This window comes from Actinopolymorpha sp. B9G3 (assembly GCF_040120725.1).
Lineage (GTDB): Bacteria > Actinomycetota > Actinomycetes > Propionibacteriales > Actinopolymorphaceae > Thermasporomyces.
In genome coordinates this window covers 420739-434710 of the sequence record NZ_JBEEAB010000003.1, presented here as the reverse complement: position 1 = coordinate 434710, position 13972 = coordinate 420739, and the positions used below count along the sequence as shown (strand labels likewise).

12 protein-coding genes are annotated in these 13972 nt (G+C 69.2%); 1 reads left to right on the top strand and 11 read right to left on the bottom strand.

The window, feature by feature from the left end; genetic code table 11:
- Positions 1–33 precede the first annotated feature (33 nt).
- Positions 34–1254 (top strand): phosphoglycerate dehydrogenase, encoded by a 1221-nt coding sequence (gene serA, locus ABNF93_RS08145; protein ID WP_349327139.1) that lies wholly within the window; start codon positions 34–36, stop codon positions 1252–1254.
- Between the two features lie 90 nt (positions 1255–1344).
- Here serA and ABNF93_RS08140 read toward each other — a convergent pair whose 3' ends face one another.
- From ABNF93_RS08140 to ABNF93_RS08090, 11 genes are all read right to left on the bottom strand, one after another.
- Positions 1345–2085 (bottom strand): class I SAM-dependent methyltransferase, encoded by a 741-nt coding sequence (locus ABNF93_RS08140; RefSeq protein ID WP_349327138.1) that lies wholly within the window; start codon positions 2083–2085, stop codon positions 1345–1347.
- A gap of 95 nt (positions 2086–2180) precedes the next feature.
- Complete coding sequence (locus tag ABNF93_RS08135; protein ID WP_349327137.1) at positions 2181–2624, bottom strand: HNH endonuclease; 444 nt, start codon at positions 2622–2624, stop codon at positions 2181–2183.
- Positions 2625–2813: 189 nt separating this feature from the next.
- A complete protein-coding gene (locus tag ABNF93_RS08130; RefSeq protein WP_349327136.1) occupies positions 2814–5288 on the bottom strand; it encodes a glycoside hydrolase family 31 protein in 2475 nt (824 codons plus the stop codon).
- Between the two features lie 93 nt (positions 5289–5381).
- Positions 5382–6467: an acyl-CoA dehydrogenase family protein gene (locus ABNF93_RS08125; protein ID WP_349327135.1), complete on the bottom strand. Its 1086-nt coding sequence runs from the start codon at positions 6465–6467 to the stop codon at positions 5382–5384.
- A 44-nt stretch (positions 6468–6511) separates the two neighbouring features.
- The gene (locus ABNF93_RS08120) at positions 6512–7426 is read right to left on the bottom strand and encodes a hypothetical protein (protein ID WP_349327134.1); all 915 of its coding nucleotides are present in this window, start codon (positions 7424–7426) and stop codon (positions 6512–6514) included.
- 258 nt (positions 7427–7684) lie between these two features.
- Entirely contained in the window at positions 7685–8164 is a 480-nt protein-coding gene (smpB, locus tag ABNF93_RS08115) for an SsrA-binding protein SmpB (RefSeq protein WP_349327133.1), read from the bottom strand.
- Positions 8165–8294: 130 nt separating this feature from the next.
- Positions 8295–9578, bottom strand: coding sequence for a peptidoglycan DD-metalloendopeptidase family protein (locus tag ABNF93_RS08110; RefSeq protein WP_349327132.1), 1284 nt, complete (start codon positions 9576–9578; stop codon positions 8295–8297).
- Positions 9579–9630: 52 nt separating this feature from the next.
- A complete protein-coding gene (gene ftsX / locus ABNF93_RS08105; protein WP_349327131.1) occupies positions 9631–10530 on the bottom strand; it encodes a permease-like cell division protein FtsX in 900 nt (299 codons plus the stop codon).
- Positions 10531–10588: 58 nt separating this feature from the next.
- Positions 10589–11278 (bottom strand): cell division ATP-binding protein FtsE, encoded by a 690-nt coding sequence (ftsE, locus tag ABNF93_RS08100; RefSeq protein ID WP_349327130.1) that lies wholly within the window; start codon positions 11276–11278, stop codon positions 10589–10591.
- A 966-nt stretch (positions 11279–12244) separates the two neighbouring features.
- Positions 12245–13354, bottom strand: a complete 1110-nt coding sequence (prfB, locus tag ABNF93_RS08095) for a peptide chain release factor 2 (RefSeq protein ID WP_349327129.1) — start codon at positions 13352–13354, stop codon at positions 12245–12247.
- A 67-nt stretch (positions 13355–13421) separates the two neighbouring features.
- Positions 13422–13964: a pilus assembly protein TadG-related protein gene (locus ABNF93_RS08090; protein ID WP_349327128.1), complete on the bottom strand. Its 543-nt coding sequence runs from the start codon at positions 13962–13964 to the stop codon at positions 13422–13424.
- Between the last annotated feature and the right edge of the window lie 8 nt (positions 13965–13972).

Here is a 13972-nt window from a genome sequence, read left to right as displayed (position 1 = left end):
GCCGGGTCACTCCCGGCGCGGCACGATGGAGCCATGAGCCCGATCGCCACGAACGAACTCAGCGCCCTCCTGCTGGAGAACATCCACCCCGACGCGACCACACTGCTGTCCTCGGCCGGATGCAAGGTCGAGACGTACGAAGGAGCACTGAGCGCGGATGAGCTCGCGGACCGGATCAGCGGCGTCCACCTGCTGGGGATCAGGTCGACGACCCAGCTGACCGAGGCGGTCCTCGACAAGGCCAGCGATCTCGTGGCGGTGGGTGCGTTCTGCATCGGTACGAACCAGATCGACCTGCCGGCGGCGACCGAGCGCGGGATCGCGGTCTTCAACGCCCCGTTCTCCAACACCCGCAGTGTCGTGGAGCTGGCGATCGCGGAGATCATCGCGCTCACCCGGCGGCTCACCGACAAGAGTCGCGACATGCACGCGGGCATCTGGGACAAGTCGGCTGCGGGCAGCCACGAGATCCGCGGGCGGCGGCTCGGCATCGTCGGTTATGGCAACATCGGCAGCCAACTCTCCGTCCTCGCCGAGACCCTCGGAATGTCGGTCTCCTTCTTCGACATCGCCGACAAGCTGGCGCTGGGCAACGCGACGCGCTGCGCGTCCCTGGAGGAGCTGCTCGAGTCGGTCGACGTGGTGACGCTGCACGTCGACGGACGGCCGGGCAACCGGGGAATCTTCGGCGACGCGGAGTTCGCGCGGATGCGGCCGGGCTCGCTCTTCCTCAACCTCTCCCGCGGGTTCGTCGTCGACCACGCCGCGCTGCGGCAGCGGATCGAGTCCGGGCATCTCGCGGGTGCCGCGATCGACGTGTTCCCACGCGAGCCGAAGCGGCGTGGCGAGGCGTTCGAGTCCGAGCTGCGCGGCCTGCCCAACGTCATCCTCACCCCACACGTCGCCGGGTCGACCGAGGAGGCGCAGCAGGACATCGGCCGATTCGTGGCCTCGAAGCTGCGGCACTACGCCGTGGACGGCACCACGTCGCTCTCGGTCAATCTGCCGGAGCTCGCGCTACCGGAACGGGCGGGTACGCACCGGCTGGCACACGTCCACGTCAACACACCCGGCGTACTCGCGACGATCAACGGCGTTCTCGCCGAGCACGGCGTCAACATCGAGGGCCAGTTCCTCGGCACCCGCGGCGAGGTGGGGTACGTGATCACCGACATCGGCGCGCCGGCCGAGTCCGATGTCGTGCGTACCCTCCAGGACATGCCCGAGACGATCCGTCTGCGCCACCTCTCCTGACCACACCGACCGCCCATGCGGCCGACCGCCAACCCAGGCCGCACCCGACTACAGCGCCGCCGTCGCTCACCGGGTGACCGTGCTCGTCGATCAAGCGCCCGTGGCGATGGTGATGATCTCAGGCAGTTGCTCGGTGAATGGACGCCGATCCCAGAGGCCGTAGCGCTCCATGACCGCCAACCCCGCCTCTGACAGGAATTCGTCGAGCTCGTCGACCTCGACGAACCGGAAGCGGCTGGGGCACAGCACCTCGTACTCCCAGTGTGGGCTGGCGAATCGGCCGACCACCTCGACGATCCCGCGCTCCACCAGCCGCGGGTTGGTGTTCGCGGCGCTGACCACGGCGCCATCGGAGGCGACGACCTCCGCCTGGTTCGTCCACGTCTCCCAAGGGCGTAGCCCGGGGTTCAACGTCTCGAAGGCGAACCGGCCACCGTCGGTCAGCGCTGCCTGGACCGCCGTGAGTGCCGCCGCGATCTCGTCGTCGGTGAGATACGCCTGGAAGACGTGACGGGTCATGATGACGAGCTCGTACTCCTGACCGTAGGAAGCGGTCCGGAGGTCGCCCAGGATCCAGTCGACATCGGTACATGACTTGGCCTGGTCCAGCATCGCCGCTGCGGGTTCCAGACCGACCAGCCGCCCGGTGTGGCCGGCCGTGCGCGCCCTCCGAAGCACACTGCCGGTGCCGCAACCGACGTCCAGCACGGACTCTGCCGCCATGACGAGGTTGAGGTAGAAGTCGAGATCCGGCCCCCAAGGGTTGAGCTGGTCGTAGAAGACCGCGAGGCGAGGGTCGGTGTAGTCGTCGCTGTACTCTCGCCGGGGCATGCGGACAGTGTCGCGGCGAGATCACGCAATGTCGCCTCGATTCCCCGAGCAGGTGGCCCGCCGAGGCGATGCCAGGCGGCCGAGGCACCACCCGATCAGCGCCGAGCCAGAGCCGCCCACGACGGGGCTACCAGCGCCCACCGCAACCTCATACCCGCCTCGACGGGCGTGCGGTCTCCCTTGGCGCCGTTGCAGCCGCCGCACGCTGCGACGGTGTTGGTCCACGTGTTCTTCCCGCCCCGACAGCGGGGTAGGACATGATCGACGGTGTCCGCGAGACCACCGCAGTAGCCGCACCTCTTTCGGTCCCGCGCGAGTACGCCGCGCCGAGACCAGGACGGACCAGAGTTGTAACGCCATCGCGTGACGACGTACCGCACGAGGCGTACCACAGTCGGACGGGGCCAGGCGCCGATAAGCCGGTCGGGCACCGCCTCATGCACCTCGGCGACTCGACGGACCAGCATGCCGACCGCGTGTCGCAGACTGACCCGGTGGAGCGGTCCGAGATCGGCGTTGATGACGAGAACGGTCTCCACCAGATCCTCCTCCTCTACGGTCTATGCCTGCGATGGTAGAGGGACCGGACGAGCGAGGACTCGAACCAGTTGCTCCAGGGTTGAGAACCCGACGACCTCATCCATGGTCGAATCGGCGTACCGCGGGAAGGTTTGCGACGAATCGTCCCGAAGATGGCCAGATCGGGCGCTCTCACCGGACCGGGCGGCTCAGCTGTCGCCGCGGAACCAGCGGACGTCGTACGGAAGTGAGTCGGCGGGACCGTCATAGGCCACCACCGGTTCGCCATCGGCTCCCACGGCGATCGTGAACCGCTCCTCGACCGGAGGCTCGTAGCCGTCCCCAGCGTCGCTCACGAGCGTCCCGCCCGGCCCCGGATCGCTGTCGGCGGGGAGGTACGCCTCCAGAACCACCGTGCCGTCCTTGTCCACCGGGACGACGGCACCCGCCCGCACCAGGACAGGCGTCTCGTCGAGCGGCGCCTCGACGGTCACATGCCCAGGCCCGTCATGGGCGACGCCGGTCCGCCGGTCGTACCAGCGTCCGCGCGGCAGCCGGATCGTGCGTTCGCGGGCTCCCTCTGCTAGCACTGGCGCCACCAGCATCGCCTCACCCAGGAGGAACTGGTCGTCCTCCCAGCGCAGGCCCGTGTCGGATGGATCGGCCCAGAGCAGCGGCCGGACGTACGGTGCGCCCGTCCGGTGCGCCTCCCACGCAAGGGTGTACCAGTACGGCAGGAGTTCGTACCGCTCCCGCAGCGCCGGACGGACCTGGGCGAGCACCTCAGGCCCCAGTGCCCACGGCTCGCGGGCGGGCAGGGCGGCGGCGCAGTGCACCCGGAAGAACGGCAGGTAGGCGCCGAGCTGGAACCACCGGACGTACAGCTCATCGGACGGATGCCCGTCGAAGCCGCCGATGTCCGGGCCGGAGAACGGCATCCCGGAGCAGCCGAGTCCGAGCGTGAACGTCAGGCTGATCCGCAGGCCCTCCCAGGACGTCCCGATGTCGCCGGACCAGGTGCCGGCGTAGCGCTGGATGCCGGCAAACCCCGACCGCGACAGCAGGAACGGCCGGCGCTCCGGCCGCAGCCTGCGCACACCGGCGAAGCCGGCATGGTTGAGCAGCAGGGCGTAGACGTTGTGCGCCTCCCGGTGGTCGCCGGACTTGCCGTCGAGGTCATGCCGCGTCGACAACGGCAGGGTCCCGTCACCCCATGCGGCGAACACGGATGGTTCGTTCATGTCGTGCCAGAAGCCGTCGACGCCGAGTCGGACGTAGGTGTCGTAGCGCTCGCTCCACCACTGCCGGGCGGTGGGCGCGGTGAAGTCGGGGAACACCGTGGAACCCGGCCACACCACGCCAGTGATCACGTGGCCCCTGGCGTCGCGGCAGAAGACGTCGGCGGCGAGGCCGTCCTCGTAGGTCGGTTCGCCTGGCTGCTTGGCGATCCCCGGATCGGCGATGACCACGACGTGGGTGTCCCGCTCGGCCAAGGTCGCCGTGAGGGCGCGCAGATCGGGGTAGCGGGTCTCGTCGATCGTGAACGGCCGGTTGTCGACCGAATGGTCGATGTCGAGCCAGAGGCCCGACACCGGCAGGTCGTGGCCGGCGAACTGCTCCGCCACCTCGGTCACGACCTCCTGGCTGGCGTAGCCCCAGCGGCACTGGTGGTAACCCAGCGCCCACCGCGGTGGCAGCGCCGGGCGCCCGGTCAGCGCGGTGTAGCGCTCCAGTGTCGCCGCCGGCTCCCCCGCGAACACGTAGTAGCGCAGCGGCCCACCGTTCAACCGCGCGACGATCTCCTCGCCGACCTCGATGGTGCCGTCACAGGTGTTGTCGTAGAAGGCGAGGTGGCAGCCCGCGTCCGCGACGACCGTGTAGACCGGGATCGACAGACAGAGCGGGTCGTCGCCGAGTGCATAGGTGCCGCCCGGGTCGGAGTTCCACAGCCGATACGTTCGACCCTTGCGGTCCAGCCGCGCGCTTCGACCCCCGAGGCCGAGCACGGCGGCATCGCTGTCGAGCACGCTGCGATGGGTCCACGCGGCGCCGTCCCAGTGTGGTGCGGCATCATGCCGGAGCGGTACGTCGGGAACGTCGTCGCCCGCCCGGTCCCCCGTCCGGAACGTCAACGCGCCGGCGGCGCCGACCTCCACACCGAGAGCGGGCGTATGCACCGACCAGCCGGTCCCGGCCCGCGTCAGCTGGCTGTCGGTGGCGTAGGCGATCTGCGTGGCGTCGGCGCCTTCGAACGTACCCAGGGAGTACGACGGCGTGGGCGCGACACCGTCCCAGCCGACGAAGACGCCGCCACCTGCGAGGAATCGGACCTCGAGGATGAGAGCCGTCGCCGAGGCCGCCTCCGCGCCGCCGCCGGGCCCGGTCGTGAACGAGAACCGCGCTCCGCCGGGGACCGTCTCGGCCCCCTGGAGTACGCCTGGCTCGCGCGCCGGCGCCGGGCCGGTGTCCAGGGCCACCGCGCGGTCGAGCCGGTCGCGGCGCAGGCTGTAGGAGACCGCCAGCATGCTGTTGCGCCACCCGATCAGCTGGAACGACTTCCACAAGGCATGGATGCGGTCGAAGACGCTCTCCCGGGCGCGCAGGCGAAGGTGACGCAGCCAGCCACCCCACCACGAGGGCGGCTTCTCGGCGGGCTCGGACGACGGGAACCCGATCGGCTGCATGCGTACTCCGTTCCGGACTCAGAACGCAACGGTTGGCCCAGCTTAGGGCGCCGACCCGACATTTCAGGCCCCTGCCGGACGGGAGTCGGACCCTCAGCTCACCCACTGCCGTAGCAGCACCTCACGAGCGGGTCGGGTCTGAGCCTGGACGAGGAGGAACGCCGCCTCCCGGGCGAGCCGCTGGGCCGGATCCGTCAACGTCAACGAGCGTCCAGCCCCGGCGACCACGAGTGCGGTCGTCGCGTCGACCATCAGTCGCTGGACCTCGGCACGGAAGGCGAGCCGTTCGTCGTGTGCCTCGTCGGGGGGTACGTGGTCGAGCAGACGGTCGGCCTCGGCCTGCGCCGCGGCGAGGCGCTCACCCAACCGCCGGGCGGCAGCGACGCCCACCGCCAGGTCGGCGTCCTCGCTCCGGGTGGCCAGGTGACGGATCGCCGCCTCGGTCACACCGAACACGGCGGGGTTCGGATTGACGGTCTGCCGGCTGTCGGAGCGCAGCCACGGCTCGATCGGCGTCCGCGAGACGATGTGGGAGTCGGGTACGACCAACTGGTCAAAGCGCAGCCGCACGGTCCGCGTCGCCGTCATCGCGGCCATCCGGATCGGGTCCGACGCCATGAGCCCTGGTTGAGGCCGGGCGTCGATGATGCCGAAGACCACTTCCCCGTCGGTCGTCGCCCCGCCCAGGGCGCAGACGTCGTTCAGGCCCCAGCCGGTGAACCACGGCGCGTCGCCGGTGAACCGCCAGCCGCCGGACACCCGCTCCGTCTCGACCGGGCGGTCCGGCCAACGGCGCAGGTGGGCGAACGCCGTGCCCGCGATCTGCTCGCCGGTGACCAGCCGGGGCAGCAACTCCCGCCGACACTCAGCATTGCTGTCGGCGACCATGCGTACGGTCCCGTGGTGTTGGGCGGACACGAACCAGGTCGCGCAGTCGGCACCGGCCAGCACCTGCTGGATCCGCCGGGCGAGAGCGGGCGGCGCGTCGCTTCCGCCGTCCTCCCCCGGTGCCGCGATGCCCAGCAGGCCCGCCTTCCCGAACGCGTCCAGGTGCGTACGCGGGACCGTCGAGGCGTCGACCTCGGCCGCGTGAGGGGCGAGCAGGTCCCTCGCCAACCGCTCGGCGGCTCGCCACAAGGGCGACGCACGCCAGTCCTCCGAACCTTCCGCCGGTTCCACGCCCCGCATCCTGCCATGCACGCCGGTCCAGTCGGTCGCGCTGCTCACCGGGCGCGGGCCGCGTCCCGGAGAGCGAGTTCGCCCGCGTCCACCTGGCGCATCTGGGTGCTGAGGCGGGCCACCTCGTCCTCGTGCACGTCGCCGTGGTCGAACTCGAGCCGTACCAACTGGTCCCCGACCGTCACAAGGAAGCGTTGCGCGGTGTTCCGCTCGAAGCCGGTCCAGGCCGGCGTGCCGTGCCGCGCGCCCGCCCCGCCCGTCGTGTCGCCCTCGACCGGGCCGCTCTCGACCGGGCCGCTCTCGACCGGGCCGCTCTCGACGGCCGGGCCGCCCACCGGCCCCAGCAGGTCGACGGAGAGTGAGTTGTCCGCGCCCGGATTCTCATAGCCCACGCTGACATACCGCCGATCCGGCGAGACGTAGACGTAGTCCAACTCCCAGGCCGGGTCCTCGACGACGATCGGGCGTACGCCGGTCGAGAGGATCTCCCGCCGTTTGACCGCGACGTCCAGTGAGCCGGCACACCACCATTCGCAGACCGCGAGGGCGCCGAGCGCGGCGAGCAGCCCGAAACGCAACGACCACGACCGGCCGGGTGCTGCCGCCCACGCCCACCAGCCGGCCGCCAGCATGACGACGAGCAGGGCCGCACCGGCGACCGTCAGGCGTACGACAGTCGCGCCCAGGAAGAGCAGCCGGCCGAGGCACGCGGACACGATGACCGCACTGCCCGCCGCGAGCACCGGCACGAGCCCCGGCCTTGGCACGTCGAGGTACCACAGGAGCGCCGACGAGATGAGCCACATGAGCGGCAGGGCCACGACCAGCCGCGCAAGGTCGAGGTCGTATCCCGTGGCCAGCCACCGCACCCGCGCCACCCGCTCCCCGGCGAGCCACAACCGTGACACACCGAGGACCGCACCACTACATCCGAGCGCCGCAAGAATCGTGTCCCGCATCGGCGTCCTCCGAGACTGTTCGACGAGACGGTGTCACCGCCCGTGTGATGGAGGCTCCGCACATCGACAAGCTTGCTGGCCCGCAGGATGTCGTCACATGAGTACGCCGACCCAGATCGCGGTGGGTGAACTACTCAAAGCGCGGCGTCACAAGCGCTGGAGGGCAAGCGGCGGCGGGGATGTGCCGACCGCGTGCGGCGTCGCCCCTCCGGCTCGTCACACCTCGTCATGGCCGCGCTGAGCGCGGACGACTGCCGCTCAGCGGTCGCGACCGCTGTTCTTGTGCGCCATCGCGCGGGCGGTCTCCCGGTCGGCCTCTCGCTTGGCGATGGCCTGCCGCTTGTCGTAGTTGCGCTTGCCGCGGGCCAGACCGATCTCGATCTTCACCCGGCCGTCCTTGAAGTACATCGCGAGCGGGACGATCGTGATCCCGCTCTCCCGGGTGGCCGCGCCGATCCGTTCGATCTCCTTGCGGTGCAGCAGCAACTTCCGGGTACGCCGCGGTGGATGGTTGGTCCAGGTGCCTTGGGTGTATTCGGCGATATGGACGCCTTGGAGCCAGATCTCACCGTCCATGACCACGGCATAGCCGTCGGCGAGGGTCGCACGTCCGGCGCGGAGGGACTTCACCTCCGTACCGGTGAGGACGAGACCAGCCTCGAACGTCTCGTCGATGTGGTAGTCGTGCCGCGCCTTGCGGTTCTGCGCAATCAGCCGGCGTCCGCGCTCCTTGGCCATCCCTCCATCTTCCCGGACGGCCGCAAGCGCCTTTCGGGAGGATCCCTCGCGACGTGACGCTCATCCGAAAATCGACGGTCAGTGGGCAGCCGGACGCTGCCGGCCTGCCCACTGACCGTCGATTTTCGGATCAGAGGTAGTCCATGGGATCCACCGTGTCCCCGTCGCGGTAGACCATGAAGTGCAGGTGACAGCCGGTCGAGTAGCCGGTCGAGCCGACGTAGCCGACGATCTCCCCCTGACTCACCCGCTCGCCGCTGCTGACGGCGTAGCTGGACAGGTGGTTGTACGCCGTGACGATCGAGTCGCCGTCGATCAGCCCGTGGGAGACCAGCACCCGGTTGCCGTAGCCCTCGTTGTAGTAGCGGGACATGACCGTGCCCGACGCGGCGGCCCGGATCGGCGTCCCACAACTCGCGCCGAAGTCCGTACCGTCATGCAGTTTCCACACCCGCAGGACCGGATGGAACCGCATGCCGTACTGCGAGGTGATCGGCGCGTCGACGGGTCGGATCAGGTCCCCGACTGAGCCACCGCCGCCGCCCGCCCGATCGCGCTCGGCCTGCTCCCGGAGGATGCGTTCGATCCGCTCTCGCTCCGCGACCAGCGCCTTGTACCTGCGTGTGTCCTCCCGCTTGGCCCGCTCGGCGGCCGCCTTGGCCGCCTGCCGCTCGTCGACGAGCTGGCGTACGGCGGCCTCCGCTGAGCGGGCCTGACGCTCGAGCTGCCGCATCCGGTCGAGGTTCTCCGCCGCCAGCTGCCGGTGGGCCTGCACCGCCTGTTCCGCCGTGACCCGCGCGTCCCGCCGGCCGGCGAGAGCGACCCGGGCGGCGTCGAGCCGGTTCATGGCTGTGCGCTGCGAGTCACTGACACTCGCAACGATCTGCGCCGCCGAGAGAAGGTCGGTGATGTTCTTGCTCTTGAGCACGGCCGAGATCTCCGCGGCCCGCGATCCCTGGTAGCTCGCGTTCGCGAACGCGGCGATCTCGCCAACCTGGGCCTCGAGCCGTTCCTCGGCACGAGTCTCCGCTGCGACGGCGGCGCTGACCGCGCGACGCGCATCGGCGAGTTGGGCCGCCATCGCGGCGTCCTTCGCCCGCGCCGCGGCGAGCTTTCCCCTGGCCGCCGCCAGTCTGGTTCTGGCCGTCGCCAGCGCCTTCTGGGCCGACGACGCGGCACGGATCGCCGCGACCAGGTGTGCCGAGGAATCGTCGAGGTCGGACTTCGCACCGTCGATCTGGCGTTCGACCCGGCGCTTGTCATCCTCCGGATCGGCGAGTGCCTGCGGCAGCCCCGCGCAGACGGTCAGCACCGCCAACGCGACCGCGACTCCGATCAGTCGGCGCCGACGCCCGCTCCGGTTGGTGTTCCACGACGCACCGTTCCCGCCGATATCGGGGAATTGTCCGACCACGACCCGCCCCTCATTTGTTCCGGATGTCCGGGACGACAATAGGGGATAACGCTCAGACGGAGAGGTATTTCCGGAGAGTGACGAAAGATGCCACAACCGCGAGTAAACCGCCCACTCCGATAAGCACCGGCATTGCCGTAAATGTCTCTTCCCACCCGATCCACGGAACCACTCTGATATCGGTCCGTAGCCGGGACGTGACATAGGGGGTGAACGCGAGCGTCCCGCAGGCAAGCAGCGCACCAACGAGTGCCGCCACAACGCTTTCGACGATGAAGGGCAGTTGGATATAGAAGTTCGACGCACCGACCAGCCGCATGATGCCGATCTCACGTCGGCGGCTGAACACCGTCAACCGGATCGTGTTGCTGATCTGCAGAACACCCGCTATCAGCAGGCCCCCCGCCAATCCGATCGAGATCCACTGGAGGCCGTTGAGGCCCTTGAAGAGCGGCTCGAGCACCTCACGGGAGTCCTGCACGCTGAACACGCCCGGGAGTCCCTGCACGGCCGACTGAACACCCTGATATTCCTGCGGGTCCTTCAGGCTGACCCGGAACGACTCCTGCAGATGCTTTGCCTCGACGATGCCCGCAGTCGCCGAATCCTTGTAGATCTCCTGGTAGCGCTTGAATGCCTGCTGCTGCGACTCGTGAAAGACCCGCTTGACCTCAGGATTGCTTGTCAACGCCTGCTTGATGTCGCTCTTCTGTCCGGCATTAACCGCGCCGCTCGCACACTGCGGTGCCGAAGACACGTCATTGCACATGAATACGGCAATTTGGACTTTGTCGTACCAAAATCCCTTGACGAGATCCACTTCGGAACGGACGAGAAGGCCGAGCCCGAACAGCACGAGTGAGATCCACACGGTGACGATGACGGCCACCGTCATGGTGACGTTACGGCGGAGGCCGGTGCCGAGTTCGGAGAAGGCGTACCTGATCTGCATGACGTCCTAAAGTCGGGTCGGGGGCATCTTCATGGCGGGCGAGGCCGCGGCGTGCGCGCTAGGTCTGGTAGCCGTAGACGCCGCGGGACTGGTCGCGGACAAGCCGGCCCCCTTCGAGCTCGATGACCCGCTTGCGCATCTGGTCGACGATGTTGGCGTCGTGCGTGGCCATGATCACCGTGGTGCCGGTGCGGTTGATCCGGTCGAGCAGCTTCATGATGCCGACCGACGTCGACGGGTCGAGGTTTCCGGTCGGCTCGTCGGCGATGAGGATCCTCGGCCTGTTGACGAACGCCCGCGCGATCGCCACCCGCTGCTGCTCGCCTCCGGACAACTCGTCCGGCATCCGGTCCTCCTTGCCGTCGAGACCGACGAGCGCGAGGACGTCCGGCACGACGCGGCGGATCTGACCACGCGGCTTGCCGATCACCTGGAGGGCGAAGGCGACGTTCTCGAAGACGGTCTTGTTGGGGAGCAGGCGGAAGTCCTGGAACACGGTGCCGATCTGGCGTCGCAGCCGGGGGACCTTCCAGCTGGCCAGCCGGTTGAGCTCCTTGCCGGCGACGAAGACCCGCCCCCGTGACGGGCGCAGCTCGCGGAGGGCGAGCTTGAGGAAGGTGGACTTGCCTGAGCCGGACGTGCCGACCAGGAACACGAACTCGCCCTTGTCGACATCGAGGGACACCTCGGCGAGCGCGGGGCGGGTCTGTCCGTCATAGACCTTGCTGACGTTCTCGAAGCGGATCACGGCATGCTTCCTGGCCGGGTCGGGGGGTTGCCCACCGCCGAGCGACATCCCCGAGGTTGGGGCCGGGGGGGACGGCGCCACCACGAAAGGCGTGGGCATGTGCGGCCAACGCCCGAGTGTACGACGCGAACCGGCCGCAAGCGCCCATGTCCCCGCTTTGTGCCGGATTTCCTGACCCCACCCGGACGGCCTTTCCCCCTCGGCCGCCCGCGCCCTCCCCCGTGATCATGATCGTGATCATGAAGACTTTCGGGACGTATTGCCCCGTCTGCCTTCATAGTCCGGTTTCGCTTCATGATCAGGCGACTGGACGCCCGGGCGGACGGACTCAGGGGCCAGTGCGGGGATGCGGGCGCCGCGCGGCGGGATGCGGGACGGCCGGGCGAGGGAGCGGCGAGGCTGCGGGGGCGGGCGAGGCTGCGGGGGTGGCGAGGCTGCGGGGGTGGCGAGGCTGCGGGGGTGGTGCGGAGGGCGGCGAGGGCGCGGGGCGGTGGCATTCGGCACAGGGCGGACCGGAGGTTCGACCGAGCGGAGGTTCGACCGAGCGGAGGTTCGACCGAGCGGAGGTTCGACCGAGCGGAGGTTCGACCGAGCGGAGGTTCGACCGAGCGGAGGTTCGACCGAGCGGAGGTTCGACCGAGCGGGCCACGGAATCGGCCGAACGCCCACGGCCGCTCACATCGGCACCCACACGGACCAAAGCATCGAGGGAGCAGTCCACGGGGCTCGACGGTCCCCGCCCGGACGCTCGGGTGCGCACCTGCACCTGCGCCGGGAGCTTCGGCGCCGGCCGGGCACCGTCTCCCTCGAGAGACGATCGCACGGATCATGAAGCCAAAGCGGGTCGTGAAGCGAAACCGGGTGATAGACCCCGGAAGCCTTCATGATCACGATCATGATCACGGGAGAGAGGGCGGTCGGCGTTGCGCCGGGCCCGACGACTACTGGATGCGCGGTTGGCAGCTCCTACGCGGCGTCGCTGGTACGCCGCCAGCGGATTCCGGCCTCGATGAAGTCGTCGATCTCACCGTCGAAGACCGCCTGCGGGTTCCCGGTCTCCTCTTCGGTACGCAGATCCTTCACCATCTGGTACGGGTGCAGGACGTAGGAGCGCATCTGGTCGCCCCACGAACCGGCGACATCACCCCGGAGTGCGTCGATCTTGGCCCGCTCTTCCGCCTTCTTGAGCGCGAGCAGCTTGGCCTTGAGGATGGTCATGGCGGTGGCGCGGTTCTGGATCTGGCTCTTCTCGTTCTGGCAGGAGACCACGAGTCCGGTCGGCAGGTGAGTGACGCGGACGGCCGAGTCGGTGGTGTTGACGCTCTGTCCGCCCGGCCCGGACGAACGGTAGACGTCGATCCGGATCTCGTCCTCAGGGATGTCGATGTCATCGGACTGCTCGACGACCGGCACCACCTCGACGCCGGCGAACGACGTCTGCCGGCGGCCCTGGTTGTCGAACGGCGAGATCCGGACGAGCCGGTGCGTGCCCTGCTCGACCGAGAGCGTGCCGTAGGCGTAGGGCGCCTTCACCGCGAAGGTCGCCGACTTGATGCCGGCCTCCTCGGCGTAGGACGTGTCGTAGACCTCGGCGGGGTACTTGTGCCGCTCGGCCCACCGGAGATACATCCGCAGCAGCATGTCGGCGAAGTCGGCCGCGTCGACGCCACCCGCACCGGCCCGGATCGTGACCAGTGCCTCGCGGGAGTCGTACTCCCCCGCCAGCAGGGTGCGGACCTCCAGCGCCTCGATCGCCCGGCGCAGGTCGGCGAGCTCCTTCTCCGCTTCGGCGCGGGTGTCGGCGTCGTCCTCGGCCTCGGCCAGCTCGATCAGGACGGCGAGGTCGTCGAGGCGCTGGCGCTGGCTGGTCACGCGGTCGATGTCGGCCTGCTTGACCGACAGCCGGCTCGTCACCCGCTGCGCGTTGGCCTGGTCGTCCCAGAGGTCAGGTGCGCTGGCCTGCTCACTCAGCTCGGCGATCTCTTTGCGCAGTTTGTCGAGGTCGAGCACGGCCTCGATGCTGCGAAGCGTCGAATCGAGGGCCTTGAGCTCTGCGTCGAAGTCGGGTCCAGCCACAATGACCAAGCCTACGCGCAAGGCGCCTCCGGCCAGGCGAAGGTGGGCGGCATGCCAGCGCGCAGGCTCACGGTGTCGCGAACGTCTCCGCGGAGGACTGGACCTCGATGGTGATCGTTCCCTGTCCGGAGATCGTGTTGACGATGGGCAGCGTCATCGTTCCGTTGCAGGTCACCGTGGTCTCGGTGAGCGTGGCGTTGACGTCGGCGTCGCAGCTCACCGGGCCGTTGTAGTTGCCGGCCGCGACGTACTGGTCGACCTCCGCTTGGGCGAGCCCCTCGCTGAGGAGCACGCGATCCTGGACCCCACCTTGGTAGATGGCTTCCTTGTCGATGCCGTTGCTCGCGGCGAGGACCGCGCCGTCGGCGATGGCGTTGAGGGCGCGCCGGTACGTGAACGCCTGCGCGGCATCCACCACTACCGAACACAGCAGGACGACGATGATGCCGAAACCGATGATGAGCGGGATGAGCTGCCCGCGCTCGTCGGGTGCCTGCGTCCCCCGCCATGACCGCCGCGTGGCACCCCGCCACACTCCCTGCGTTGACCGGCACCACGACAGCCGCTGCGCCAGGTGAGGAGGCCGCTGCTGGACGACTCGTCTCCGCATCGTCGCCA